Source organism: Sphingomonas sp. BLCC-B65, from assembly GCF_028550675.1.
Classification (GTDB): Bacteria; Actinomycetota; Actinomycetes; order Actinomycetales; family Microbacteriaceae; genus Microbacterium.
This window is the reverse complement of the sequence record NZ_JAQQGL010000001.1, coordinates 534,675-559,063: the sequence shown is the minus strand read 5'-3', so window position 1 is coordinate 559,063 and position 24,389 is coordinate 534,675. Positions and strand designations below refer to the sequence as shown.

The following is a 24,389-nucleotide window of genomic DNA, read 5'->3' as shown; positions in this document are numbered from 1 at the left end:
CGCACGCCGTGGAGGTCACCACGGCCGCGTAGACTTGGGCCGTTATGGCCGAATACATCTACTCCATGGTCCGTGCCCGCAAAGCGGTGGGCGAGAAGCTCATCCTCGACGACGTCACGATGGCGTTCCTCCCCGGAGCCAAGATCGGCATGGTCGGCCCCAACGGCGCCGGCAAGTCGACGATCCTGAAGATCATGGCCGGTCTCGACGCACCGTCGAACGGGGAGGCCAAGCTGACGCCGGGCTTCACCGTCGGCATCCTGATGCAGGAGCCCGAGCTCGACGAGACCAAGACCGTCCTGGAGAACATCCAGGACGGCGTAGCCATCAAGGCCAAGCTCGATCGCTTCAACGAGATCTCCGCGCTGATGGCCGACCCGGATGCGGATTTCGATGCCCTGCTGGCCGAAATGGGCGTGCTGCAGGAAGAGATCGACGCGGCCGACGGCTGGGACCTCGACTCGCAGCTCGAGCAGGCCATGGACGCGCTGCGCACCCCGCCCGCGGACGAGCCCGTGACCAAGCTCTCCGGAGGCGAGCGCCGCCGGGTGGCACTGGCGAAGCTGCTGCTGCAGAAGCCCGACCTGCTGCTGCTGGACGAGCCCACCAACCACCTCGACGCGGAGAGCGTTCTCTGGCTCGAACAGCACCTGCAGTCGTACAAGGGCGCAGTCATCGCCATCACCCACGACCGGTACTTCCTGGACAATGTCGCGGAGTGGATCGCGGAGGTCGATCGCGGTCGACTGATCGGCTATGAGGGCAACTACTCGACCTATCTCGAGAAGAAGGCAGAACGCCTCGACATCCAGGGCAAGAAGGACGCGAAGCTCGCCAAACGCCTGAAGGACGAGCTCGAGTGGGTCCGTTCCTCGGCGAAGGGACGGCAGACGAAGTCGAAGGCCCGCCTCGCCCGATACGAGGAGATGGCCGCCGAGGCGGAGCGCACGCGCAAGCTCGACTTCGAAGAGATCCAGATCCCGGCCGGTCCGCGCCTGGGCAGTGTGGTCATCGAAGCCAAGAAGCTGCAGAAGGGGTTCGGCGATCGTTCCCTGATCGACGGCCTGAGCTTCAGCCTGCCGCCGAACGGCATCGTGGGCGTCATCGGCCCCAACGGTGTCGGCAAGACGACGCTCTTCAAGACGATCGTGGGGCTGGAGCCGCTCGACGGCGGCGATCTGAAGGTCGGCGAGACGGTCAAGATCAGCTACGTCGACCAGAGCCGCGCCAACATCGACCCGAACAAGACGCTGTGGGAGGTCGTTTCGGACGGTCTCGACATCATCACCGTCGGCAAGACCGAGATCCCCTCGCGTGCGTACGTGTCGAAGTTCGGCTTCAAGGGCCCCGACCAGCAGAAGAAGGCGGGAGTGCTCTCCGGCGGTGAGCGCAATCGCCTGAATCTGGCGCTCACCCTGAAGGAGGGCGGAAACCTGCTGCTGCTCGACGAGCCCACCAACGACCTCGATGTCGAGACGCTGAGCTCGCTGGAGAACGCCCTCTTGGAGTTTCCCGGATGTGCGGTGGTGATCACCCACGACCGGTGGTTCCTCGACCGCATCGCGACCCACATCCTCGCCTACGAGGGCACCGACGAGCACCCCGACAAGTGGTACTGGTTCGAGGGCAACTTCGAGGCGTACGAGGCCAACAAGATCGAGCGCCTCGGGCCCGACGCCGCCAACCCGCACCGATCGACCCACCGCAAGCTCACCCGTGACTGAACGACTGCACGTGCCCATCCATTTGCGATGGGGAGACCTGGACGCGTTCAACCACGTCAACAACGCGACGATGTTGAAGCTGCTCGAAGAAGCGCGCGTGCGGGTGTTCTGGACGCCGGTCTTCGGCGACGAAGCGCCCGACACCGCGGTGATCGACGCGGGCACCGATGCCGGCGTGCTGACGCTCATCGCACATCAGGAGATCGAGTACCTCGCGCCGGTGCCGTACCGGCGCGAGCCGCTCGACGTGCAGATGTGGTTCGGAAAACTCGGAGGATCGAGCATCGAGGTCTGCTACGAGGTTTACAGTCCACGAAGCGACGACCACCGCACGCTCTACGCGAAAGCATCCTCTTCCGTCGTGCTGGTCGATGCTCACACCTTCCGGCCGGTGCGACTCACCGACACGATGCGTGACGCGTGGGGCCCCTACCTCGGCGAACCCGTCTCGTTCCGGCGCCGCTGAGCGGGCGAGGACGGCCCGCGTCAGGGGACGCGGACCATGATCTCCTGCCCGACAGATGCGACGAGCTCGCCCTCGCGGGTGAAGATCCGCCCCGATGAGAGTCCTCGCCCTGCGCGGGCGCTGGGCGAGTTCTGCACGTACAAGAGCCACTCGTCGACGAGCACGGGCCGGTGCCACCACATCGCGTGGTCGAGGCTGGCGACTTTGAGTCCGGGCTGCGACCACGGGATGCCGTGTCCACGCAGCACCGGCTCCTGGATGGTCAGATCGCTCATGTACGCCAGCACGGCGCGGTGCAGGGCGGCATCGTCTCCGAGGGGCCGCTTCGCTCGCATCCAGACGTTCTGGGCGGCAACGTGGGCACCCTCCACCGCATCGTAGATCGCTCCCTCGGCATGCACGACTTCGATCGGATTGCGGTCCAGGAGGCGCTGCGACAGCGGATGCCGCCGCGTTGTCTCCCACCGCGCCAGGGCCTCCTCGGGGCTGAGGACGTCCTCGGGCATACGGCTCTGATGGTCGAGGCCGTCATCCTCCTGTTCGAACGAGGCGATCATCGAGAAGATCGGCACCCCGTCCTGGTATACCTGCGTACGGCGTGTGGAGAAGGAACGGCCGTCGTGGATGCGGTCGACGGACAGCGTCACGCCCCGCATTGCGTCCCCGGGGCGCAGGAAGTAGCCGTGCATGGAATGCGGAACGCGGTCGTCGCCGGTCGTCCTGTCCGCCGCGATGATGGCTTGAGCCAGCACCTGGCCGCCGAAGATGCGGCCCGACGGCATCGGGTGGGAGATCCCGGTGAAGATGTCTTCAGTGGTCCGCGCATCGCCGGAGGAGATATCCAGGACCTCCAGCATTTCGGCGACCGGATCGCTTTCGCCCTGCATTCCCGTTCCCACACGCTCTCCGTCCGTGGTGCATACAGCTTGATAGTTTAGGTCGGATGTCCGCACAGCTGTTGTTCCCCGATCCGTCGACGGCGTCCGACGTCCTCACCTTCGCCGACCGTGCCGCGCGACTCGGCGATGGAGCCGTGCGGTTGCGCGCCGTGCAGGGGACGCTCGGGGTGACATCGGCGCCGCTTGCGCCCCAGACGCTCCTGGAGTCGACCCCCACCGTTCTCGGGATGCGGTTCGTGCGCGTGGACCCCGAACTCGAGTGCGACCTCGTCGTGGATGCCGCGTCGCTCACGATCGGCGACGATGAGCGCTCGGTCCTTCTGCCCGACTCCGCCGTCTCGGCACCGTGGGCCGGTGTGTCGCCACCCCGGGGCGGCTGGACGCAGGCGAGCGGCATCGATGCCGCCACTCTCGCATCGCGCGCCCAGTGGGGGATCGCAGCCGTGGCCGAAGCGGTGCCTGCGTCCGCCGGCGAAGATGTGGTGCGTCTCGTGCGCGCTCAGGTATGGGGAGAGCCCGACGCCGAGCTCGCGGATCTTCCCCGGGGAGTCGCGTTCGCCGCCTTCGCTCTGGGCTTCGTCGCCGGCGCCGAGACGGCTGCCGTGCGCCGCAGCGGCCCGTGGACGCGGATCACCCTGCAGCGAGGTCACGTGCTGACGAGGACGCGAGTGCACACGGGGCTGACGGAGGTCCGAGCCACGGGCGCCCTCTGAGACGGGCGGGAGCCCGCGTTCGGCGGCGACGGATCAGCCGGCCGCGGCCCGTCCGGCAATGCGCCCGGAGAAGAGGCATCCGCCGACGAAGGTGCCCTCCAGAGCTCGGTAGCCGTGCACACCGCCACCTCCGAAGCCGGCCGCCTCACCCGCGGCGAACAGGCCGGGGATCACTGTGCCTCGTTCGTCCAATGCCCGCGCGGACAGGTCTGTCTCGATACCTCCGAGGGACTTCCGCGTGAGGATGTGCAGCTTGACCGCGATGAGCGGCCCGTTCGCCGGGTCGAGAATCGCATGCGGCGCCGCCGTGCGGATGAGACGGTCACCGCGGAACGCGCGCGCCGACCTGAGCATCGCGATCTGCGCATCCTTCGTGAAGTCGTTGGTGATCTCGCGGTCGCGCGCCTCGATCTCACGGCGCACGAGCTGGGGATCCAGCAGCTCGCCTCCCGGGAGCGCCTGCATACCGTCGATCAACTCGTCCAACGAACGCCGGACGACGAAGTCCGCGCCCTGATCCATGAAGGCCTGGACGGGCCCCGCGGCCCCCTTGCCCAGGCGCGATCGCAACAGCAGTCGTACGTCCTTGCCGGTGAGATCGGGATTCTGCTCGCTTCCGGAGAGCGTGAACTCCTTCTCGATGATCTTCTGCGACAGCACGAACCAGGAATGGTCATGGCCGGTGCGTCGCAGGTGCGCGAGTGTCCCGAGAGTGTCGAAGCCCGGGTACAGCGGCACCGGCAGTCGTGCACCGGTCGCATCGAGCCACACGGACGACGGGCCGGGGAGGATCCGGATGCCGTGGTTCGGCCAGATCGGGCTCCAGTTCTGGATGCCCTCGACGTAGTGCCACATGCGATCCCCGTTGATGAGGTGCGCTCCCGCCGCCCGAGCGACCGGCTGCATGGACCCGTCGACGTACGCGGGAACGCCCGTGATCATCTGGGTCGGGGGCGTGCCCAATCGCGCCGGCCACTGCGCGCGGACGAGCTCGTGGTTGCCGCCGATGCCCCCCGAGCACACGATCGTCGCGCTCGCGCGGATCTCGAAGGAGCCGGCGACCTCTCGTGACGTCTGCTCTCCTCGCGCGGCCGCCGAGGGGACGAGCACCTCGCCGTGCGCGCCCGTGACAGCGTCCGCGTCGGTCAGCAGGGCGGTGACGCGGTGACGGGGGAGTACGGTGATGCGACCGGAGGCCTCTGCGGCCTCCACCTCGGCCTGAAACGGCGCGACCAGCCCTGGGCCCGTTCCCCAGGTGATGTGGAACCGAGGCACCGAGTTTCCCGGACCCGTCGCGTTGTAGCCGCCGCGCTCGGCCCAGCCGACGACGGGGAAGAAACCGACTCCTTTCCCGCGCAGCCACGCCCGCTTCTCTCCATGTGCGAAGTCGAGGTAGGCATCGGCCCATCGGCGGGGCCACTGATCTTCGTCGCGGTCGAACTGCGCCGTCGCGAACCAGTCCTGACGCGCGAGTTCCAGCGAGTCGGAGATACCGAGTCGTCGCTGCTCAGGCGAATCGACGAAGAACAAGCCGCCGAACGACCAGAACGCCTGGCCGCCGAGATTGCATCGTGGTTCCTGATCGACGATGATCACTCGGCGCCCGGCCGCGGCGGCCTCCGTGGCGGCAACGAGCCCGGCGAGCCCCCATCCGATCACGAGGATGTCCGTCTCGTGAAGCTGCGTCTTCGCCAAGGTCGACTCCTTCGTCGTGATCTCGGTGCCCGGGGACGGGCGTCAGTTGGTCTGGTCCGAGGAACGGACCGCCAGCGAGGATGCCGTCGCTGGCCGTTCCGGGCCGATTCCGGTGGGCTCGAATGTGTTCACCATCGCATGCGCGGCGCGCTGGAGATAGTCCCAGAGCGTGGCCTCGTGCAGCGGCGACAACTCCAGCTCGTCGACGGCGCGGCGCATGTGGAGCAGCCACCGATCACGAGCATCCGGATTCACGTGGAACGGCACATGCCGCATGCGCAGACGAGGATGTCCGCGTCGCTCGCTGTAGGTCGTCGGTCCGCCCCAATACTGCTCGAGAAAGAGGGTCAGCCGCTCGGCGGCCGGGCCGAGGTCTTCCTCGGGGTACATCGGCTTGAGCACGTCGTCGGCCGCCACACCGCGGTAGAACGCGTCCACCAAGCGCACGAAGGTCTCGTGCCCGCCGACCTGTGCATAGAACGTCTCTGCGTCGTCGCTCACGCGTCCCCCTCATCGGTCCTCTTCGGCGCGGGTGTCTTCGGTGCCGGCGTCGCGCCGGATGGGGGCGTCGCGACCTCCACCTCGCCGTCGACCGCGGGCGCCTGAGTCGCTCGGCCGCCGCGCTTGGGCTTCCAGATGCCTTTTCCATCGGCGGTCGCGACGGGTGTCGGTCGGGTACGCGGCGGATTGGCACCGCGCACGCGCTGGGCGCCCTCGAGGCCGGCCAGCATGACGGTGTTCATGGAGGGGAGCGTGACGCCCAACTCGTCCATCGCGCGCTTCAGGCGCATCCTCAGCTCGCGGGCGACATCATCCTTCGCGTTCGCGCGGGTCTTCATCACGAGGCGGATGACGAGGGCATCGCCGGTGATCGACTCCAGGCCCCAGACCTCGGGCTGCTCGATCACGCGGGTGCGCCACTTCGGATCCTTCGCGAGGTTCTTCGCCGTGGCGAGCATCGTCTTCTCGACCTGCTCGATGTCGACGTCGACCGGCAGAGCGAGGTCGATGATCACGCGAGACCATCCCTGGGACATGTTGCCGATGCGGGTGATCTCGCCGTTGCGCACGTACCAGAGGGTTCCGTTGACATCGCGAACGTGCGTGATGCGGACGCTGACGTACTCGACGATGCCGGTGGCCAGCCCGAGATCGACCACGTCGCCGATGCCGACCTGGTCCTCGGCGACGATGAAGATGCCGTTGAGCACGTCTTTGACGATGTTCTGCGCGCCGAAACCGAGACCGGCACCGATGGCTGCCGACAGTAGCGCGAAGGAGCCGAGCGCACTGGGCGCGAGGACGTTGAAGATCAGCAGAATCGCGATGGTGACGATCGCGACGTTGACGATGTTCTGCAGGATCGAACCGAGCGTGCGCGTGCGCTGCACGAGCCGCATGGCCGCGAGGGGCGAGCGCTCCAACGCCTGCGTGTCGTCGACGTTCGCCTTGCTCTTGGCTCCCGAGACGATGCGGTTGACGATCCTCCGGATGACCAGGCGCAGTACCCACGAGACGACGAATGCGCCGGCGATGATGCCGGTGATCGTGAGGAGGTTCACCCCGGCCTCGCCGAGCCAGGTCAGGATCGCCGTCCATATCCCCGGGTCGACCACGGGGGCCGTCGCTCCACCGCCGGAATCAGAGAAGTACCTCATCGTGTCGATCCTAACGAGGCTGGCTTTGCCCGCTCTGGGAAGCCACGGGGGAGTCGTCGGTCCACCCGCCCCGATGGGCCAGAATGACGGCCTGGATGCGATCTCGCGCGCCGAGCTTGGCGAGCACGCGGCCGACGTGAGTCTTCACGGTCGTCTCACTGAGAAAGAGCTCTCTCGCGATCTCTGCGTTCGTCAGACCCCGCGCCACCGCGAGGAAGACCTCCTTCTCCCGCGGCGTGAGCCCGCCCACCCGCGCCTCGATCGCCGACCGCTCGGCACCATCCGCCGCGGGCGCCGCCGGCGCCCCGAGTCCCTGCCGACGCAGCACTTCACGGGTGACCCGCGGCGCCAGTACGGCATCGCCTGCGGCGACGGCGCGGATGGCCGCGACCAGCGCGCTGCGCTCGACGTCCTTCAGCAGAAAGCCGCTGGCCCCGGCATCCAGGGCGCCGAAGGCATACTCGTCGAGATCGAACGTGGTGAGCACCAGCACCCGCGCCTGCGGCACCGCGGCGATCACGCGCGCCGTCGCCGCCACACCGTCGAGTCGCGGCATGCGAACATCCATCAGCACGACGTCCGGTCGGAGCGCTGTGCACATGGCGACGGCATCGGCGCCGTCGACCGCCTCGCCCACCACGGCGATGTCCGCCTCGGCGTCCAGGACCAGGCCGAAACCCAGCCGGATGAGCTGCTGGTCGTCGGCGATCACGACACGAATCGGGTCGGTCATGACAGCATCCGCTCCGCCGACGCGGGCACGGTCAGCCGCACATGCCACCGCCCGTCCGGCCGCCGGCCCACCTCCGCGACGCCGCCCACCTGTGCGGCTCGTTCCTGCAGACCGCGAATGCCGTAGCCTCCGCGGGACGCGGGCCCTTCGACGCCGTCGTTGACGACCTCAGCGACCACCTCGCTGGTCGTCGTCGAGATGGTGACGGTCACCTCCTGCGCCGTTGGAGCGTGTCGGATGACGTTGGTCAACCCCTCCTGCACCACCCGCGCGACAGCCAGACGCACGGAGAGATCCGTGATCTCGCCACCGGTCGTCCGCAGCACGACGGGGATGCCCGCGCTTCGTGCGGCTGCAACGGCGTCGCGCACCGTGCCGCCGTCCAGCGGTGCCAGCGGTGCTCCAGCGGCGTCGCTGCCGCGCAGCACACCCAGCATGGCCCGCATCTGATCGAGCGCGCCGCGGCCGGTCGTCGCGATCTGGCCCGTCGCCGCACGGGCGCGCGCCGCATCCTCCGTGGCCGTGGCGCCCTCGGCCAACGCGACCATCACCGTGAGCGAGTGCGCCACGACATCGTGCATCTCGCGGGCGATGCGCGCACGCTCGGCTGCGGCGGCGTGCTCCGCGTGCTGCGCGCGTTCGGCCCACAGCTGACGGGAGGTCTCCATCAGCGCCGCGACGTAACGGGCGCGGTTGCCGATGTTCACGCCCACGAGGCACCCGAGCAGGAGGCCCACCGCAAGAGCGGCGCACCCGTTGACCGCCGTCGACCACGGCAACGCCCCGAGCAGGACGGCGGTGCCCGCGGCCATCGTCGCCGCACCGATCGCGATGCCCGAGGCGATCCAAGCGGCCGACGAGCCCGCATACACCGCGACGGCGTAGACGGCGACGGCCGTCGTGCCCGACCCCACCCCCGAACCGGACGATACGGCGAGCAGGGCTCCCAGCGCCGCAAGCGAGAACGGCACCAGTGGGCGGCGGCGACGCCAGAGCATCGCGACGCACGCCAGCGTGAGCACCACGACGACGACGGGACGCACGCCCGTCCACAGTCGATCGTCGCCGGCGAGATCGTCCCGTCCGGGAGCGGGGAACGTCACCAGCGCGGTGAGGAGGGCGACGATGACGTCCGTCACGCGTGGATGACGTGCCCAGAAGCGGCGGATCACGCCTGGCGGACGCGGAAGCCGCAGCTCGCCGGACGCGGGGTCGAGCGAGCTGCGGCTCAGAGCGGTCATCTCTTCCAGCTCAGGTGTCCCGACTGCGCAGGCTCGCCCACGCTCCCAGCAGCAGCGCAGCGGGCCACGCGGCGAGGGTCACCAGGCCGCGCATCACGTCCTCGCCGCCGGCGGTGGTGGCGGACTGCGCACCCGACATGGGCAGGTACGCGCTGGCATCCACGATCCACTTCCAGCCTTCGCCGGCGAAGGAGAACATGCTGAGGACGATGGGCAGCACGAACAGCACCCCCACCGTGGCCGCGATCGCACCGGCGCCGTTGCGCACGATGAAGCCGAAGCCGAGGCCGATCAGGGCGAACATCGCCATGGCGAACACACCCGCCAGCAGCGGGAACCAGGACAGCGTGGGATCCGACCAGTCGATCGCCGTCTTGAGGATCGGTGCCGTCGTCAGCACGGCGATCGCGTAGGTCACCGCGGTGGTCAGGGCCAGGACGACCGCCACGACGAGGGCCTTCGCGACCAGCACGGCGCCACGACGCGGCTCTGCCGTCAGAGTCGAGCGGATCATCCCCGTGGAGTACTCCCCGGTGATGGCGATCGCTCCCAGGATGCCGGCGACGAGCATCGTGAACTGCATCGGCATGACGATGACCATCACCGGCGCGAACCCCGCGTCGAAGTCACGCAGGGCCGAGGCCATCAGCAACGAGATGCCCACCGAGAGCGCAACGGTGATCGCGAGCGACCACCAGGTCGAGCGCAGCGACAGCAGTTTGAGCCACTCGCTGCGAACGACGCGGGCGAACGTGAGGTGGTAGGGCGAGGCCGCGGCACGTGTCTGCGCAGCGGACGATGCCATCGGGGCGGTCGCGGTGGTCATGCGATCTCCTTCGTCTTGTACTGCACGGAGCCCTCGGTGAGCGCCATGTATGCCTCTTCGAGCGACCCGGTCCGTGGGGTGAGCTCGTGCAGGGGGATGCCGCGATCCGCGGCGAGGTCGCCGATGGCGCGCGCGCTGACACCCGCGACCAGCAGGGATCCGTCCCCGGCGTCGGTGACCGTGACGTCCGGCGACGCGAGCACGCCGACGAGGTCTGTCGCTCGAGGGGTGCGAACGAGCACTTCGTTGCGTGTCCATGCCCGCACCAGCTCGGGAAGCGGCGCGTCGGCGAGCACGCGACCACGGCCCAGGACGATCACGTGGTCGGCGGTCTGCGACATCTCGCTCATCAGGTGGCTCGACAGCAGCACGGTACGGCCCTCACCGGCGAGGTGACGGACGAGCTGTCGCACCCATCGCACGCCTTCGGGGTCGAGGCCGTTGACCGGCTCGTCGAGAATCAGCGTCTGCGGGTCGCCGAGAAGTGCCGCCGCGATGCCGAGCCGCTGTCCCATGCCCAGCGAGAACTTTCCCGCTCGCTTGCCGGCGACCGCCTCGAGACCCGTCAGGGCGATCACCTCGTCGACGCGGGAATTCGGGATGCCGTGGGTCGCGGCCATCGCACGCAGGTGTCCTCGCGCCGAACGTCCGGTGTGCACGGCTTTCGCGTCGAGGAGCACGCCGACTTCGGTGAGCGGCGAGCGGCTCCGCGCGTAGCGGTGTCCGCCCACGCTGACGCTGCCGGACGAGGGGGCGTCCAGCCCGACGATCATTCGCATCGTCGTCGACTTTCCCGCGCCGTTGGGGCCGAGGAAGCCGGTCACCTGCCCGGGTCGCACCGCGAACGAGACGTCGTCGACGGCGGTGGTGCTTCCGTATCTCTTGGTGAGGTTCTCCGCAACAATCATGCTTCGACGCTACGGCGACGGAGGTCGGCACCACATCCTGCGGGAGGATGAGATCAGCGACATCAGATGTCGTCCTCGCGGACGATCACGCGCGATCCCGTCGTCGTCAGGATGGAACTTGACGACAGGGGACACAGGATGATCGAGACAGGTGTGGGCGCTCTCGCCCTTGCGGGCTTCGCCGCGCTGCTCGCGTGGTGGGCACGCAGTGCTCACACGGGCAGTCTTCCGCGCAACGCGTTGCTCGGCTATCGCAGTCGCCTGACGCTCCACGATGCAGAGGCCTGGCGGGTCGTCAACCGCGCGACATCCGCGTCGGTCTACGTCGCCGCCGCAGGGACGGCCTTCGGCGCGGTGCTCTCGATCGTTCTCGCCCCGACGGTGGGCCCCGACGCGGCGGCCGCCGCACTCGGGACGGCAGTCGTCTGGGCTCTCGTGTGGATCATCGTGGGGTTCTTTCCCGCGCGTCGGGCCTCGCGCGAATATACGCGCGCGGCCCGACGCCCGCGGTGACGCCTCAGCGGTCGGCGTCGCGCTCCTGCACGGCGAGGGCGCGCTCGACACCGGCGAGATTCTCGTTGACGAGTCGGCGAAGGGCGGCCGGCGCGTCGGCGTGGGCGGCGAGCCACTGGCGGGTCGCGTCGCGCAGTGCGAGAGAAGCCAGTGGCGCGGGATACAGCCCCGTAATCAGGTAGTTCGCGATCTGGTAGGTCCGCGACTCCCAGACCGGCAGCAGCATGTCGAAGTACGGCTGGACGAAAGACTCCAGCGCCGCGACGCCGGCCGGGTGCACGAATCCGAGAGCGGCCGAGCGCACGACGGTGTTCGGCAGATCGGCGCTGTCGACGAGCGACGCCCACGCCGCGCGCTTGGCGTCGACCGTGGGCAGGGCCGCCTTCGCCTGCGCTGCGAACTCTCCGCCCTTGGCCGTGTTGTCTGCAGCCAGCGCCGCATCGATCTGCTCGGCCGAGACGAAACCACCTGCTGCCAGCGACACCAGCAACGCCCACGAGAGGTCGGCGTCGATCTCGAGTCCCGGCAGCGTCAGCTCGCCGTCGCGCAGGGTGCGCACCGTCTCCCACTGGGCGGGAGTCGCCGCCGCCGAGGCGAAGGCGGTCACGAACTGCAGCTGGCTGTCGCTGCCCGCCTCGGCATCCTGAGCCAGTTCCCACAGCCCGTTGGCGACGCGTACCCGCGCGGCCTCGCGCTTGTCCGGGGCGACGTAGGCGTTCGCGGCGAGCTGCAGCTGCGCGAGGGTCGTGCGTACCGTCGTCGACTCGGTCTCGGCGCCGATGTTGCGCAGCACCAGGTCGATGTAGTCGGATGCCGACGCTTCGGCATCCCGCGTCTGGTCCCAGGCCGCACCCCACACGAGCGAGCGCGCCAGCGGGTCGCTGATGCCGGCGAGGTGGTCGATCGCGGTGGTGAGCGATCTCGCATCGAGACGGATCTTCGCGTAGGCGAGGTCGTCGTCGTTCAACAGGATGAGGTCGGGCTGACGTTCACCGACGAGCTCGGGCACCTCGGTGAGGTCGCCGTCGACATCCAGTTCGATGTGGCGCGTGCGCACGAGCGCTCCGCCCTCGAGCGCATAGAAGCCGACGCCGAGGCGGTGCGGACGGATCGTGGGGTAGTCGGCCGGCGCGGTCTGCACGATGGCGAACCGCGAGATGACGCCGTCATCGCTCACGCGAAGCTCCGGCGCCAGCGTGTTGACGCCCGCGGTCTCGAGCCACTTCTGCGACCAGCCGGACAGGTCGCGGCCGCTCGTCGCCTCGAGCTCGACCAGCAGGTCGGACAGCTCGGTGTTGCCGAACGCGTGTTTCTGGAAGTACTGACCGACGCCCGCGAAGAAGGCGTCGATGCCCACCCACGCCGCCAGCTGCTTGAGCACGGATCCACCCTTGGCGTAGGTGATGCCGTCGAAGTTGACCTGGACGTCTTCGAGGTCGTTGATCGTGGCGACGACCGGATGCGTGGAGGGAAGCTGATCCTGGCGGTAGGCCCAGGTCTTCTCCATCGCGTTGAAAGTCGTCCACGCCTCGGTCCACTCGGTCGCCTCGGCTGTGGCGATGGTCGACGCCCACTCGGCGAACGACTCGTTGAGCCAGAGGTCGTTCCACCACTTCATGGTCACGAGGTCGCCGAACCACATGTGGGCGAGTTCGTGCAGGATCGTGACGACGCGGCGCTCCTTGACGGCGTCGGTCACCTTGCTGCGGAAGACGTAGGTTTCGGTGAACGTCACTGCACCGGCGTTCTCCATCGCCCCCGCGTTGAACTCGGGGACGAAGAGCTGGTCGTACTTGGCGAACGGGTAGGGGACGCCGAACTTCTCCTCGTAGTACGCGAATCCCTGGCGAGTCTTGTCGAAGATGTACTCGGCGTCGAGGTGCTGCCAGAGGCTCTTGCGGCCGTAGACACCGAGCGGAACGACGGCGCCCGAAGCGCTGGTCAGCTCGCTGAAGGTCGCCTCGTACGGGCCGGCGACGATCGCCGTGATGTAGGAAGAAATCCGCGGGGTGGGCTCGAACGCCCAGATCGCGGCGCCACCGTCGCCGGGCACCGGCTCGGGCGTGGGGGAGTTGGAGATGACCTTCCAGGCGGCGGGGGCCGTGACGGTGAAGCGGAACGTCGCCTTCAGATCGGGCTGCTCGAACACGGCGAAGACGCGGCGGGAGTCGGGAACCTCGAACTGCGAGTAGAGATAGACCTCGCCGTCGACCGGGTCGACGAAGCGGTGCAGGCCTTCACCCGTGTTGGTGTACAGGCAGTCGGCGTCGACGATGAGCTCGTTCTGCGCGCGCAGACCCTCCAGGGCGATGCGGGAGTCGGCGAAGGCGGACACCTCCACGGCGTCACCGTTCAGGGTGATCTCACGCACATCGCGGGCGATGAGGTCGATGAAGGTCGAGGCCCCCTCGGTGGCGCCGAAGCGCACGACCGTGCGTGAGCCGAACACCTCCGGGCCACGAGTGAGGTCGAGCGCGATGTCGTACGACTGCGTCTCGACGATGGCGCGGCGCTCCTGCGCCTCGATGCGGGTGAGGTTCTCTCCAGGCACTGCGGTACTCCCGTGGGTGAGGGGTGTGGTCTGAACCATCCGGCACTGCTGGCGCCGACGGCAACCCGACCAGCCTACGCGGTCGCCGTTTCGCGCTGCACGTGGGTGCGGGCGTGTGCGATAGCGGAGGGCAGATCGGCGAACAGGTGGTTGTGGTGACGGAGAGCCGCCAGCACGCCCACCGAACGGAATAGCTCTTCGTGTCGGGGCTGCACCCCCTTGATCAGCACCGTGATGCCGCGGCGCTCCAGCGCCTGCGTGAGCTCGCCGAGCATGTGCGCCCCGGTCGCATCGACCAGTTCGAGCTGACTCATCCGCATGATGACGACCGAGACGTCTCGAATCGCGTCGACCTCGGCCGACACCCGGTCTGCCGAGGTGAACGACAGCGGTCCGTCGAAGCGCAGGATCGCGATGCGCTCGTCACCGGGCTGCGTGTGTCCACGCACGTCTTCCCGCCGCACCTGTGACGCTTGCGACATGCCGCGCAGCGCGAAGAATCCGGCGAAGGCGACTCCGATGACGACCGCCACGATCAGATCGAACGAGACGGTGATGACGGCCGTGGCGACGAAGGCCACGGCATCCGCGCGCGTGGAGCGCAGAATGGCCCGCACGGTTTCCACGTGCACCATCCGGACCGCGGTGACCATCAGCACGCCCGCCAGGGCGGCGAGAGGGATCTGCCCGACGGGGCCGGCGGCCGCGAGCACAACCAGGAGCAGGACGACGGCATGCGTCACCGCGGCGAGGCGGCTGCGGGCGCCGGAGCGGACGTTCACGGCAGTGCGCGCGATCGCTCCGGTCGCGGGCATTCCACCGAACAGCGATGAACCGATCGAGGCGAGCCCCTGCCCGACGAGCTCGCGGTCGGGGTCGTACGTGCCCGTGTCCCCGAGGCTCGCCGCGACGCGGGCGGACAGGAGCGATTCGATCGCGGCCAGGGCCGCAACCGTCGCCGCGGGAGCGGCCAGAGCCGTGAGGCTCGAAAGATCGATCGCCGGCACAGCGGGAGCGGGCAGCGTGCCGGGGAGGGCGCCGATCCGCGCCAGCGGAGCGCCGACGACGAGCGCCGCGGCGGCGACGACGACGATGCCGACCAGAGAACCGGGAACGCCGCGGTGCAACCGAGGGGCGCCCCACATGCAGACAACGACGATGCCGACGGCTCCCAGCGCCCACGCGGCATACGCGGGATCGAGATCGGTGACGGCCTGCACGGCTGCGACGATCGCGTTGGAGCTGTGCTCGCTCGCGCCCGCGACATGGGGGGATACGAGTGCCGGGATCTGCTGGGCGAAGATGATCACCGCGATGCCGAGCGTGAATCCTTCGATGACCGGCCACGGGATGAACGAGACCGCCCGCCCGAGTCGCAGCACACCGGCGAGCATCACCAGGATGCCCGCCAACAGCGTCACCACCACGACGGCGCCCGGCCCACGTGTGGCCACGATCGGGACCAGGACGACGACCATCGCTCCGGTGGGTCCGGAGACCTGGACGTGGGAGCCACCGAACACCGCCGCGAGCACCCCGGCCACGACGGCCGTCACCAGGCCCGCCTCCGCGCTGAGGCCCGCGCTCACGCCGAAGCCCAGCGCCAGGGGGAGGGCGACGATCCCCACCGTCACACCCGCGACAAGGTCACCGCGCCACGAGCGCGCGAGACCCGCGTAGTCCGCGCGCGAGGGCAGCAGGGTGCGGACCCGCAGGTTCACGAGCGCGCCGCCGGCAGGGCGGGCAACGACTGCGCATCGACGAGGAGGTCGCCGTCCGCGCTCAGGATGCCGAGAAGCAGCTCGCGCGCCGCGGTCAGCAGGTCCGCGACGCGGGGATCGGCCAACCGGTAATAGACGTGACTGGCGCGGCGCTCGGACTCGACGAGGCGGTGACGGCGCAGCACGGAGAGGTGCTGCGACAAGTGGGACGCCTCCAGCCCGGTCTCCGCCTGGAGGTCCGCGACGCGCACCTCCTCGGCCCCGGCGAGCAGTTCGAGAAGGCGAATGCGGAAGGGGTGCGCGAGGCCTTTGAAGAGGTTCGCCTTGACCTCGTAGAGGGGACGCTGACTCTGGGTGAATGGCATGATCAATCCATCATATCGACACGTGCTGCGGCGCCACAGTGACGTCGCAGCGACGCCGCAGTGACGCCGAGCGCTCCCTAGGATGGGGGCATGCGCATCCACATCGCCACCGATCATGCGGGGCTCGAGTTCTCGACGCAGCTGCAGCACCACCTCGCGGAGCAGGGCCACGACGTCGTGGACCACGGCCCGATCGAGTACGACCCGCTCGACGACTACCCCGCCTTCTGCATCCGTGCCGCCCAGGCCGTCGTGCGCGACCAGGCCGCCGGGATCGAGACGCTGGGCGTCGTCTTCGGCGGATCGGGTAACGGCGAGCAGATCGCCGCCAACAAGGTACGCGGCATCCGGGCGGCGCTCGTGTGGAGCATCGCCACGGCCGAGCTGGCGCGGGAGCACAACGATGCCAACGTGATCTCCATCGGCGCGCGCCAGCACACCGTTGATGAGGCGATCGCCTTCATCGACCGCTTCATCGCGACACCGTTCTCGGGTGAGGAGCGCCACGCGCGCCGCATCGCTCAGCTGGCCGCATTCGAGACGGACGGCACTCTGGTTCCCGACCCGCGGGCGGGGACGTCGGCGCCGGCCGGTGGCGAGTCCGTCGACGCGATGGATCCCGAAGCCGGCTGATGCCCGAAGGTCACTCCGTACACCGCATCGCGCGCCAGTTCGATCGGAACTTCGTCGGACGAGAGGTCTCGGCATCCAGTCCGCAGGGCCGCTTCGCCGAGGGCGCCGCGGTCGTCGACGGCCGTGAAGCCCTAGAGGTGCGCGCCGTCGGCAAGCAGATGTTCCTCGCCTTCGACGGCGACGTCTGGCTGCGTGTGCACCTCGGCATGTACGGCGCGTGGGACTTCGCAGGCGAGATCGAGATCGACCCCACCATCGCCTCGGCCAACGGCCGCATGGGACAGACCAATCAACGGGGAACCGACCTCGGTGCCGTCTACGACGCCGCCGGCGAGAACTCGCTGAGCTCGATCGGCGCACCGCGCAAGGCTCGCGTGCACGTCCGGATGAGCGAGCAGACACGCGGCCTCGACGGCGCCGACGAGACCGCGTGGCCTCCGCCGATCGTCGGACAGGTTCGGCTGCGCCTGCTCACCGCCGTCACCTCCGCGGACCTCCGAGGCCCCACCGCCTGCGAGCTGCAGACGCCGGACGAGGTGCAGGCGACGATCGCGAAGCTCGGACCCGACCCTCTGGTCGATGATCTCGCCGAGGGGGAGGAGCGCTTCGTCGCGGCCGTCCGCCGCAAGGCGACGCCGATCGGCCTTCTGCTCATGGACCAGTCCGTCGTCAGCGGCATCGGCAACGTCTACCGCGCCGAGCTGCTGTACCGCGCACTGCTCGACCCGCACACGCCCGGAAAGATCGTTCCCGAAGAGCTCGTCCGACAGCTCTGGCGCGACTGGACGCGCCTGCTCGTGATCGGAGTCGAGACGGGTCAGATGATGACCATGGACGACCTCGATCCCGAGGCCTACCGGCGCGCGATGGCGAGTCGCGATGATCGGCACTGGGTGTACCACCGCGCCGGGCTGCCCTGTCGCGTCTGCGGCACCGAGATCGTGCTCGAGGAGATGGCCGCCCGAAAGCTCTACTGGTGCCCGAACTGCCAGAAGTGAGGCATCGATGAGACAGAACCCGAGCTTCACCGTGACCGACGTCGCGGAGCTGCGTCGCATCCTCGACGAGAACCCCTGGATGACGCTCGTGAGCCACGGCCCTGACGGTCTGGTCGCCTCGCATTACGCCGTGCTCCTGGACGACGACCACGACGACCTCACGGTCGTCGGTCACGTCGGCAAGCCGGACGATGCGATCCACGGCCTGGGACAGCACGAGCTGCTGGTGATCGCCCAGGGGCCGCACGGGTACATCTCGCCGCAGTGGTACCTGCCGGGGCCGAACGTCCCGACCTGGAACTACGTCGCCGTGCACCTCTCCGGCATCCCCGAGATCCTCACCCCGGACGAGAATCTCCGTGTGTTGGAGCGGCTGGTGGCACGCTTCGAGAGCGCACTGCCCCAGCCGCGGCTGATGTGGCAGCCGCCCAACGACGAAGACTTCATCCGCCGACTGGAACGGGGCACGGTCGGCTTCCGCCTGACGCCCACGAAGGTGGTGGCCAAGCGCAAGCTGAGTCAGAACCGACCAGACGAGACCGTTGACGAGATCGTCGAACAGTTGGAAGCCGGCAGTCCCTACGCCGACCCGCGCCTGGCCGGGGAGATGCGCCGCGCGCACGAGGCCCTGCGGGCCGCGCGTGGTGCACAACTCCGCCTGAACGGGCCGGGGCAGCCGTCGCCGTCGCCGTCGCCAGGTCGTGAGGAGGAGTTGTGAACGGGATGCCGCCGCGAGGCGCGACCGTCGACGTGATCGCCGATGCCCGCCTGACGGGTGCGGAGCGTCTCGACCCGTTCGGTGACGACCCGGTCGACATCCACCTCACCCAGGGGCGGATCGTCGACATCGCCCCGTCGCGCGCGCTTCCCCGACGCGGCGAGGTGCTCGACGCGGATGGCGGCTGGGTGATCCCGGGACTCTGGGACCACCACGTGCACACAGTCCAGTGGGCGCTCGTCGCGCAGCGCGTGGCGCTGGGCGGAGTCAGATCGGCCGCAGAGGCTGCAGCGATCATGGGCCGCACCGCACCGTTGGCCGACGGCCGCCGGGTCGGAACGGGCTTCCGTGACGCACTGTGGCCCGATGAGATGTCACTCGCGACCCTGGATGCAGCGACCGGCGACGTTCCGACGTATCTCATCAACGCCGATGTGCACAGCGTGTGGCTCAACACGGCGGCGTTGCGTCGTGAAGGGTTCGCGCCCGACGACAGCGGCGTTCTCCGCGAAGAGCCCGCCTTCGAGATCTCGCGCAGGCTCAACGCCGCCGATCCTCTGGAGGGCGATCGCCTTGTCGGCGACGCGCTGAGCGCGGCTGCAGCTCGCGGGGTCGTGGGCATCGTCGATCTCGACATGGCGTGGAACGCCGACGCGTGGCGGCGTCGCCTGTCCGCCGGCTTCGACACGACCCGCGTGCGCTTCGGCATCTATCCACCGCAGCTCGATCGCGCCCTGTCGGAGGGACTGGCGTCGGGTGATGCCCTGGACGCCGCGGGACTCGTGCGGGTCGGTCCGCTCAAGATCATCACCGACGGGTCGCTCGGCACCCGGACGGCGGCGTGCTCGCACGCCTACCCCGACGATCCGCACAACCACGGCGTGCTGACCGTGACGCCGGAGGTGCTCGTCGACCTGATGACGCGCGCCACCGGGGGAGGCCTGGCCTGTGCCGTCCACGCCATCGGCGACGTCGCGAACTCGCACGCTCTCGACGCCTTCGCCGGCACGGGAGCGACGGGGACGATCGAACACGCGCAGTTGGTCGCGCATGCGGATATCCCGCGCTTCGGGAGGCTCGGCGTCGGCGCGAGCGTGCAACCCGAGCATGCGATCGATGACCGCGACATGACCGACACGATCTGGGCGACACAGACGAGTGTGCCGTACGCGCTGCGCTCGCTCGCCGCAACAGGGGCGAACCTTCTGTTCGGATCCGACGCGCCGGTCGCGGCCCTCGACCCCTGGGCCGCGATGGCGGCCGCCGTGTTCCGCACGCGCGATGGCCACCCGGCCTGGCGCCCGGACGAGGGAGTGGATGCCGCCACCGCCCTCGCCGCGTCCACGGAGGGCGGCTCGCACACCGGCTCGGCGCTGTTTCCCGGCGACATCGCCGACCTCGTGGTCGTCGACCGCGACCCGCTGACGGCCGCGGAGGCGGATCTGCGCGCGACGCGCGCACACGCGACCATGATCGAAGGCCGCCTCACACACGTGGGGTGAGCCCGAGCAACGACGAACGCCCCGGGATCCGATCCCGGGGCGTTCGTGGCGAGCCGTCGTTACGCGGCGAGGTGGGCCGAGAGGAACCAACGGTCCTTCTCGAGGCCGGCCTTGATCGCGATCGCGACGTCCTGGCTGGTGAGGTCGGTCTCGTCGAGGCCGTCGATCGCGGCCTGCACGTCGGCGATGACGTCATCCATGTCCGAGACGATGGAGACGATCTCGTCCTGCCACTGCGCGAAGCCCGCGGGAACCGCGGTCGCTCCGGTCTTCTCCGCGACGGTGGACACGCGCGCGTCGAGAGGCAGGCCGAGGGCGACGATGCGCTCGGCGGCCAGGTCGGCGAAGCCCTGGGCGTTGCTGACGACCTGGTCGAGCAGCTCATGGATCGCGATGAAGTTCGCGCCGCGCACGTTCCAGTGCGCCTGCTTGCCGTTGACGGCGAGAGCCTGCAGTCCGAGAACCACGGGCGTCAGGAACTGGGCGGTGCCGGCGGCCGCCTCGGGGCCGGCAGCGGTCATGGAAATGTTCTGCGTCTTGGTCATGATCTCGTCTCCATTCGTCGTGGGTCTCCCACGTTGATGACAACGCTAGCGAGCGCCTCGCATTCCGCAAGGAAGAGAAGGCTGGGCTTACGGACGGGCCGTGAATTTGATACGGAGACTATCGTCGGCCTCATGACGATCGCCGAAGACGCCTCGATTCTGTCCATCCCTGCCGGTCGGCCGGTGCTGCACGAGACCGCGTTCGTCGCCTCGGGCGCGCGTGTCGTCGGTGACGTCACTCTCGAAGAGGGCGCGAGTGTCTGGTACAACGCCGTCGTGCGCGGCGACAGCGCTTCGATCGCTCTGGGAGCCGGAAGCAACCTGCAGGACAATGTCTCGGTGCACGTGGATGCCGATCACCCCGTGATCATCGGGCGGAACGTGTCGGTCGGTCACAACGCGGTCGTCCACGGATGCACGATCGGCGACGGCTCACTGATCGGGATGGGCAGCGTGGTTCTCTCTGGCGCGGTCATCGGTTCGGGATGCCTCATCGCCGGGGGAGCGGTGGTGCTGGAGGGGACCGTCATTCCGGATGGATCGCTTGTGGCCGGTGTCCCCGCCAAGGTGCGCCGCGAGCTCACCGCCGAAGAGAAGGCCGGTATCCTCCGCAACGCCCAGATCTATCGGGCGCACTCGACCGCGCACGCGACGGCATCCGACGGGCGCTGATCTTGCCACGCCCGTGATCTTGTCGCAGGCCCCTCGATGCTCATGTGGAGGGGATGACGGGAATCGAACCCGCACCATCAGTTTGGAAGACTGAGGCTCTACCATTGAGCTACATCCCCGAGGCCGCTTGCGAGCGGCATCCCGAAGAGTCTACAAGGTCTTGTCGGCTAGACTGACCAACGGCCGTTATTCGGCGCACGCGACCTGAAAAGGTGAGTGCGCGCCCGGGGCGTAGCTCAGCTTGGTAGAGCGCCCGCTTTGGGAGCGGGAGGCCGCAGGTTCAAATCCTGTCGCCCCGACACGAACGACCCCCAGACCTAAGAAACCACGGACGCGCACGTGCGCGTCCGGACACGAGGAGAACACAGGCATGGTCACCAGCACCGTCGAGAAGCTCAGCCCCACGCGGGTCAAGCTGCACATCACGGTCACCCCGGACGAGCTCAAGCCGAGCATCTCGCACGCGTACGAGCACATCGCCCAGGACATCCAGATCCCCGGTTTCCGCAAGGGCAAGGTTCCCGCCCCGATCATCGACCAGCGCGTCGGCCGTGGTGCCGTCATCGAGCACGCGGTCAGCGAGGGACTGGATGCCTTCTACCGCGAAGCCGTCACCGCCAACGAGGTGCGCATCGTCGGCCGTCCGTCGGCCGAGGTCATCGAATGGCCCAGCGACAAGGACTTCTCCGGTGACCTCAAGGTCGAGGTCGAGGTGGACGTGCGTCCCGAGTTCGATCTGCCGGCCCTCGACGACGTCACCGTCGAGATCGACGCCGTCGAGACCGACGCGGCCGCCGTCGATGCGGAGCTCGACCGCCTGCGCGGCCGCTTCGGCACGCTGGTGACCGTCGACCGTCCCGCAGCCAAGGGCGACTTCGTCGAGCTGAACCTCGTCGCAACGATCGACGGCGCGGAGATCGACCGCGCAGAGGGCGTGTCGTACGAGGTCGGCTCGGGCGAGCTGCTCGAGGGCATCGACGAGGCCGTCGAGTCGCTCACCGCCGGTGAGGACACGACGTTCCGCAGCTCCCTCGTCGGCGGCGACCACGCCGGCCAGGAGGCGGAGGTCTCGGTGACCGTCACCGCCGTCAAGGAGCGCGAGCTGCCCGAGGCCGACGACGACTTCGCGCAGATGGCCAGCGAGTTCGACACCATCGCAGAGCTGCGCGAGAGCCTCGCCGAGCGTGTCTCGGAGCAGTCGGTGTACCTCCAGGGCGCTGCGGCGCGCGACAAGCTCATCGAGGCGCTGCTCGCCAAGGTCGAGATCCCGGTGCCGGCGCAGCTGGTCGAGGACGAGGTGCACACGCACCTCGAGGGCGAGGGCCGCCTGGAGGACGACGAGCACCGTGCCGAAGTCACCGAGGCCAGCGAGAAGCAGTTCCGCACGCAGATGATCCTCGACAAGCTTGCCGAGGCTCACGACGTGCAGGTCTCGCAGGAGGAGCTGACGCAGTACCTCATCCAGTCGGCCGCGCAGTACGGTATGGCTCCCCAGGAGTTCGTCGACGCTCTTCAGCAGGGTGGGCAGCTGCCCGCCATGGTCGGCGAGGTCGCCCGCAACAAGGCCCTCGCGATCGCCCTCGGCAAGGTGTCGGTCGTCGACACCAACGGCAAGGCGGTCGACCTGACCGGCTTCGTCGTCGAGGATGAGGCAGAGGCAGAGGCAGAGGTCGTCGCGGAGGCGGAGGAGATCGCCGATGAGGCGGCCGCCGCAGAGGCGAAGCCGGCGAAGAAGGCGCCCGCGCGCAAGCCCGCGGCCAAGAAGGCCGACGCGGATGCCGCCGAGGAGCCGGCCGCGAAGAAGCCCGCCGCGAAGAGGCCCGCCGCCAAGAAGGCGCCGGCGAAGAAGGCCGACGCGGAGTAAGTCGCCCGGGATCGTTCCCCCTGAAGGGCCGGATGCTGCGGCATCCGGCCCTTCGGCGTCGTCCGGGCGGCGCACGCGACACGAGGCTCCGCCGACGGCGAACACGGGCGAGGCGGCCTGCCTGCGCAGATAGATTCAATGGCGTACGGAAACCCGGAATCAGGAGTATCCATGGCTGAACCACTTGTCGCTACGAGCGTCTTCGACAGACTGCTGAGAGACCGCATCATCTGGCTGGGGTCGGAGGTGCGCGACGAGAACGCGAACGAGATCTGCGCCAAGATCCTGCTTCTCGCGGCCGAAGACAGCGAGAAGGACATCTACCTCTACATCAACTCGCCCGGCGGCTCGATCACCGCGGGCATGGCGATCTACGACACGATGCAGTTCGTCCCGAACGACATCGTCACCGTCGGCATCGGCATGGCCGCCTCGATGGGACAGCTGCTGCTCACCGCCGGCACCAAGGGCAAGCGCTACATCACGCCGAACGCCCGCGTGCTGCTGCACCAGCCGCACGGCGGCTTCGGCGGCACGGCGAGCGACATCCAGACGCAGGCACAGCTCATCCTCGACATGAAGAAGCGTCTCGCCGAGATCACCGCCGCCCAGACCGGCAAGTCGGTCGAGCAGATCAACGCCGACGGCGACCGCGATCGGTGGTTCTCCGCCGAGGAGGCCCTGGCGTACGGCTTCGTCGACCACATCCGCGAGTCGGCCACCGATGTCATCGGCGGCGGCGGCACCAAGAACTGAAGGAGCTGAGAATGAACATGCCCACTGCCGGCATCCCGCAGGGCTTCCAGATGCCCTCCAGCCGCTACATCCTGCCGCAGTTCGAGGAGCGCACCGCCTACGGCTACAAGCGTCAGGATCCGTACAACAAGCTGTTCGAGGATCGGATCATCTTCCTCGGCGTCCAGGTCGACGACGCGTCGGCCGACGATGTCATGGCGCAGCTGCTTGTGCTCGAGTCTCAGGACCCGGACCGCGACATCATCATGTACATCAACTCGCCGGGCGGCTCCTTCACCGCGATGACCGCCATCTACGACACGATGCAGTTCGTGTCTCCGGAGATCCAGACGGTCGTCCTGGGGCAGGCAGCCTCCGCCGCCTCCGTGCTGCTCGCTGCCGGGGCCCCGGGCAAGCGGCTGGCACTGCCCAATGCCCGAATCCTGATGCACCAGCCCGCCGTCGGCGAGTCGGGACACGGTCAGGCATCGGACATCGAGATCCAGGCCGCCGAGATCATGCGCATGCGCACATGGCTGGAGGAGACGATGGCGCGCCACACCAACCGCACGCAGGAGCAGGTGCACAAGGACATCGACCGCGACAAGATCCTGTCGGCCTCCGAAGCGCTCGAGTACGGCGTCGTCGACCAGGTGCTGACCTCGCGCAAGCGCGTTCCGGCTGCGCTCACCTCCTGACCGGGCACCAC

The 24,389-nt window shown here is 68.7% G+C and carries 24 protein-coding genes and 2 tRNA genes; 13 read left to right on the top strand and 13 right to left on the bottom strand.

The window, feature by feature from the left end:
• Positions 1 to 44 precede the first annotated feature (44 nt).
• Positions 45 to 1,724, top strand: coding sequence for an energy-dependent translational throttle protein EttA (gene ettA, locus PP359_RS02725; RefSeq protein ID WP_039416832.1), 1,680 nt, complete (start codon positions 45 to 47; stop codon positions 1,722 to 1,724).
• Positions 1,717 to 2,190 carry an acyl-CoA thioesterase gene (locus PP359_RS02720; RefSeq protein WP_036320082.1) on the top strand — a complete coding sequence of 158 codons (474 nt, stop codon included), beginning with the start codon at positions 1,717 to 1,719 and terminating at the stop codon, positions 2,188 to 2,190. Before ettA ends, PP359_RS02720 begins: the two co-directional genes overlap by 8 nt.
• A gap of 20 nt (positions 2,191 to 2,210) precedes the next feature.
• On the opposite strand, the gene PP359_RS02715 is transcribed toward PP359_RS02720, so the two are convergent.
• The gene (locus PP359_RS02715) at positions 2,211 to 3,077 is read right to left on the bottom strand and encodes an acyl-CoA thioesterase (protein ID WP_499249857.1); all 867 of its coding nucleotides are present in this window, start codon (positions 3,075 to 3,077) and stop codon (positions 2,211 to 2,213) included.
• Between the two features lie 56 nt (positions 3,078 to 3,133).
• Here PP359_RS02715 and PP359_RS02710 point away from each other — a divergent pair, with 56 nt between their 5' ends.
• Positions 3,134 to 3,802, top strand: a complete 669-nt coding sequence (locus PP359_RS02710; protein WP_295774697.1) for a DUF8185 domain-containing protein — start codon at positions 3,134 to 3,136, stop codon at positions 3,800 to 3,802.
• Between the two features lie 33 nt (positions 3,803 to 3,835).
• Here the strand turns inward: PP359_RS02710 and PP359_RS02705 are convergent, their stop codons facing one another.
• From PP359_RS02705 to PP359_RS02675, 7 genes are read right to left on the bottom strand one after another with little or no spacing between them, the layout of a single operon-like run.
• Positions 3,836 to 5,497, bottom strand: a complete 1,662-nt coding sequence (locus tag PP359_RS02705; RefSeq protein WP_295774699.1) for an FAD-binding dehydrogenase — start codon at positions 5,495 to 5,497, stop codon at positions 3,836 to 3,838.
• Positions 5,498 to 5,539: 42 nt separating this feature from the next.
• Complete coding sequence (locus PP359_RS02700) at positions 5,540 to 5,998, bottom strand: globin (protein ID WP_036320094.1); 459 nt, start codon at positions 5,996 to 5,998, stop codon at positions 5,540 to 5,542.
• Positions 5,995 to 7,155: a mechanosensitive ion channel family protein gene (locus PP359_RS02695; protein WP_378793426.1), complete on the bottom strand. Its 1,161-nt coding sequence runs from the start codon at positions 7,153 to 7,155 to the stop codon at positions 5,995 to 5,997. Before PP359_RS02695 ends, PP359_RS02700 begins: the two co-directional genes overlap by 4 nt.
• A 10-nt stretch (positions 7,156 to 7,165) precedes the next feature.
• Positions 7,166 to 7,888 carry a response regulator gene (locus PP359_RS02690; protein ID WP_036320102.1) on the bottom strand — a complete coding sequence of 241 codons (723 nt, stop codon included), beginning with the start codon at positions 7,886 to 7,888 and terminating at the stop codon, positions 7,166 to 7,168.
• Complete coding sequence (locus tag PP359_RS02685; protein ID WP_378793424.1) at positions 7,885 to 9,129, bottom strand: sensor histidine kinase; 1,245 nt, start codon at positions 9,127 to 9,129, stop codon at positions 7,885 to 7,887. Before PP359_RS02685 ends, PP359_RS02690 begins: the two co-directional genes overlap by 4 nt.
• 10 nt (positions 9,130 to 9,139) lie before the next feature.
• Entirely contained in the window at positions 9,140 to 9,955 is an 816-nt protein-coding gene (locus tag PP359_RS02680; RefSeq protein ID WP_499249856.1) for an ABC transporter permease, read from the bottom strand.
• The gene (locus tag PP359_RS02675; RefSeq protein WP_378793422.1) at positions 9,952 to 10,863 is read right to left on the bottom strand and encodes an ABC transporter ATP-binding protein; all 912 of its coding nucleotides are present in this window, start codon (positions 10,861 to 10,863) and stop codon (positions 9,952 to 9,954) included. The genes PP359_RS02680 and PP359_RS02675 overlap by 4 nt, the downstream gene beginning before the upstream one ends.
• Before the next feature lie 138 nt (positions 10,864 to 11,001).
• Between PP359_RS02675 and PP359_RS02670 the strand changes: the two genes are divergently transcribed.
• Complete coding sequence (locus tag PP359_RS02670) at positions 11,002 to 11,376, top strand: SdpI family protein (protein ID WP_167487143.1); 375 nt, start codon at positions 11,002 to 11,004, stop codon at positions 11,374 to 11,376.
• A gap of 4 nt (positions 11,377 to 11,380) precedes the next feature.
• On the opposite strand, the gene pepN is transcribed toward PP359_RS02670, so the two are convergent.
• The 3 genes from pepN to PP359_RS02655 form a co-directional block, all read right to left on the bottom strand.
• Complete coding sequence (gene pepN / locus PP359_RS02665; RefSeq protein ID WP_499249855.1) at positions 11,381 to 13,927, bottom strand: aminopeptidase N; 2,547 nt, start codon at positions 13,925 to 13,927, stop codon at positions 11,381 to 11,383.
• 74 nt (positions 13,928 to 14,001) lie between these two features.
• Positions 14,002 to 15,648 (bottom strand): SulP family inorganic anion transporter, encoded by a 1,647-nt coding sequence (locus PP359_RS02660; protein ID WP_499249854.1) that lies wholly within the window; start codon positions 15,646 to 15,648, stop codon positions 14,002 to 14,004.
• Entirely contained in the window at positions 15,645 to 16,013 is a 369-nt protein-coding gene (locus tag PP359_RS02655; protein WP_039416813.1) for an ArsR/SmtB family transcription factor, read from the bottom strand. The genes PP359_RS02660 and PP359_RS02655 overlap by 4 nt, the downstream gene beginning before the upstream one ends.
• Positions 16,014 to 16,103: 90 nt before the next feature.
• Here PP359_RS02655 and PP359_RS02650 point away from each other — a divergent pair, with 90 nt between their 5' ends.
• From PP359_RS02650 to PP359_RS02635, 4 genes are read left to right on the top strand one after another with little or no spacing between them, the layout of a single operon-like run.
• Positions 16,104 to 16,646: a ribose-5-phosphate isomerase gene (locus PP359_RS02650; protein WP_036318338.1), complete on the top strand. Its 543-nt coding sequence runs from the start codon at positions 16,104 to 16,106 to the stop codon at positions 16,644 to 16,646.
• The gene (locus PP359_RS02645) at positions 16,646 to 17,644 is read left to right on the top strand and encodes an Fpg/Nei family DNA glycosylase (RefSeq protein WP_347417325.1); all 999 of its coding nucleotides are present in this window, start codon (positions 16,646 to 16,648) and stop codon (positions 17,642 to 17,644) included. The genes PP359_RS02650 and PP359_RS02645 overlap by 1 nt, the downstream gene beginning before the upstream one ends.
• A gap of 7 nt (positions 17,645 to 17,651) precedes the next feature.
• Positions 17,652 to 18,362 carry an FMN-binding negative transcriptional regulator gene (locus tag PP359_RS02640; protein WP_499249853.1) on the top strand — a complete coding sequence of 237 codons (711 nt, stop codon included), beginning with the start codon at positions 17,652 to 17,654 and terminating at the stop codon, positions 18,360 to 18,362.
• Positions 18,363 to 18,367: 5 nt separating this feature from the next.
• Entirely contained in the window at positions 18,368 to 19,864 is a 1,497-nt protein-coding gene (locus PP359_RS02635; protein ID WP_499250806.1) for an amidohydrolase, read from the top strand.
• A 59-nt stretch (positions 19,865 to 19,923) separates the two neighbouring features.
• Here the strand turns inward: PP359_RS02635 and PP359_RS02630 are convergent, their stop codons facing one another.
• On the bottom strand, positions 19,924 to 20,385 hold the full coding sequence (locus tag PP359_RS02630; RefSeq protein WP_499249852.1) for a Dps family protein: 462 nt from the start codon (positions 20,383 to 20,385) through the stop codon (positions 19,924 to 19,926).
• Between the two features lie 156 nt (positions 20,386 to 20,541).
• Here PP359_RS02630 and PP359_RS02625 point away from each other — a divergent pair, with 156 nt between their 5' ends.
• Positions 20,542 to 21,081: a gamma carbonic anhydrase family protein gene (locus tag PP359_RS02625; protein WP_036318334.1), complete on the top strand. Its 540-nt coding sequence runs from the start codon at positions 20,542 to 20,544 to the stop codon at positions 21,079 to 21,081.
• Positions 21,082 to 21,126: 45 nt separating this feature from the next.
• On the opposite strand, the gene PP359_RS02620 is transcribed toward PP359_RS02625, so the two are convergent.
• A tRNA-Gly gene (locus PP359_RS02620) sits at positions 21,127 to 21,200 on the bottom strand.
• A gap of 106 nt (positions 21,201 to 21,306) precedes the next feature.
• On the opposite strand from PP359_RS02620, the gene PP359_RS02615 reads away from it, so the two are divergent.
• The 4 genes from PP359_RS02615 (at position 21,307) to PP359_RS02600 (ending at position 24,378) form a co-directional block, all read left to right on the top strand.
• Positions 21,307 to 21,380, top strand: a tRNA-Pro gene (locus PP359_RS02615).
• A 71-nt stretch (positions 21,381 to 21,451) separates the two neighbouring features.
• The gene (gene tig, locus PP359_RS02610) at positions 21,452 to 22,945 is read left to right on the top strand and encodes a trigger factor (RefSeq protein ID WP_499249851.1); all 1,494 of its coding nucleotides are present in this window, start codon (positions 21,452 to 21,454) and stop codon (positions 22,943 to 22,945) included.
• 171 nt (positions 22,946 to 23,116) lie between these two features.
• Positions 23,117 to 23,701: an ATP-dependent Clp protease proteolytic subunit gene (locus PP359_RS02605; RefSeq protein ID WP_016465111.1), complete on the top strand. Its 585-nt coding sequence runs from the start codon at positions 23,117 to 23,119 to the stop codon at positions 23,699 to 23,701.
• 11 nt (positions 23,702 to 23,712) lie between these two features.
• The gene (locus PP359_RS02600) at positions 23,713 to 24,378 is read left to right on the top strand and encodes an ATP-dependent Clp protease proteolytic subunit (protein WP_016465112.1); all 666 of its coding nucleotides are present in this window, start codon (positions 23,713 to 23,715) and stop codon (positions 24,376 to 24,378) included.
• The last annotated feature ends 11 nt before the right edge of the window (positions 24,379 to 24,389 follow it).

Excerpts from the sequence above, each read along its gene's own strand:
- PP359_RS02650 (WP_036318338.1), top strand. The coding sequence starts at position 16,104 with ATGCGCATCCACATCGCCACCGATCATGCGGGGCTCGAGTTCTCGACG.
- PP359_RS02600 (WP_016465112.1), top strand. The coding sequence starts at position 23,713 with ATGAACATGCCCACTGCCGGCATCCCGCAGGGCTTCCAGATGCCCTCC.
- PP359_RS02695 (WP_378793426.1), bottom strand. The coding sequence starts at position 7,155 with ATGAGGTACTTCTCTGATTCCGGCGGTGGAGCGACGGCCCCCGTGGTC.
- PP359_RS02625 (WP_036318334.1), top strand. The coding sequence starts at position 20,542 with ATGACGATCGCCGAAGACGCCTCGATTCTGTCCATCCCTGCCGGTCGG.
- tig (WP_499249851.1), top strand. The coding sequence starts at position 21,452 with ATGGTCACCAGCACCGTCGAGAAGCTCAGCCCCACGCGGGTCAAGCTG.
- PP359_RS02715 (WP_499249857.1), bottom strand. The coding sequence starts at position 3,077 with ATGCAGGGCGAAAGCGATCCGGTCGCCGAAATGCTGGAGGTCCTGGAT.
- PP359_RS02645 (WP_347417325.1), top strand. The coding sequence starts at position 16,646 with ATGCCCGAAGGTCACTCCGTACACCGCATCGCGCGCCAGTTCGATCGG.
- PP359_RS02605 (WP_016465111.1), top strand. The coding sequence starts at position 23,117 with ATGGCTGAACCACTTGTCGCTACGAGCGTCTTCGACAGACTGCTGAGA.
- PP359_RS02690 (WP_036320102.1), bottom strand. The coding sequence starts at position 7,888 with ATGACCGACCCGATTCGTGTCGTGATCGCCGACGACCAGCAGCTCATC.
- PP359_RS02640 (WP_499249853.1), top strand. The coding sequence starts at position 17,652 with ATGAGACAGAACCCGAGCTTCACCGTGACCGACGTCGCGGAGCTGCGT.
- PP359_RS02680 (WP_499249856.1), bottom strand. The coding sequence starts at position 9,955 with ATGACCACCGCGACCGCCCCGATGGCATCGTCCGCTGCGCAGACACGT.
- PP359_RS02630 (WP_499249852.1), bottom strand. The coding sequence starts at position 20,385 with ATGACCGCTGCCGGCCCCGAGGCGGCCGCCGGCACCGCCCAGTTCCTG.
- PP359_RS02670 (WP_167487143.1), top strand. The coding sequence starts at position 11,002 with ATGATCGAGACAGGTGTGGGCGCTCTCGCCCTTGCGGGCTTCGCCGCG.
- PP359_RS02675 (WP_378793422.1), bottom strand. The coding sequence starts at position 10,863 with ATGATTGTTGCGGAGAACCTCACCAAGAGATACGGAAGCACCACCGCC.
- PP359_RS02635 (WP_499250806.1), top strand. The coding sequence starts at position 18,368 with ATGCCGCCGCGAGGCGCGACCGTCGACGTGATCGCCGATGCCCGCCTG.
- PP359_RS02685 (WP_378793424.1), bottom strand. The coding sequence starts at position 9,129 with ATGACCGCTCTGAGCCGCAGCTCGCTCGACCCCGCGTCCGGCGAGCTG.
- PP359_RS02655 (WP_039416813.1), bottom strand. The coding sequence starts at position 16,013 with ATGCCATTCACCCAGAGTCAGCGTCCCCTCTACGAGGTCAAGGCGAAC.
- PP359_RS02710 (WP_295774697.1), top strand. The coding sequence starts at position 3,134 with ATGTCCGCACAGCTGTTGTTCCCCGATCCGTCGACGGCGTCCGACGTC.
- ettA (WP_039416832.1), top strand. The coding sequence starts at position 45 with ATGGCCGAATACATCTACTCCATGGTCCGTGCCCGCAAAGCGGTGGGC.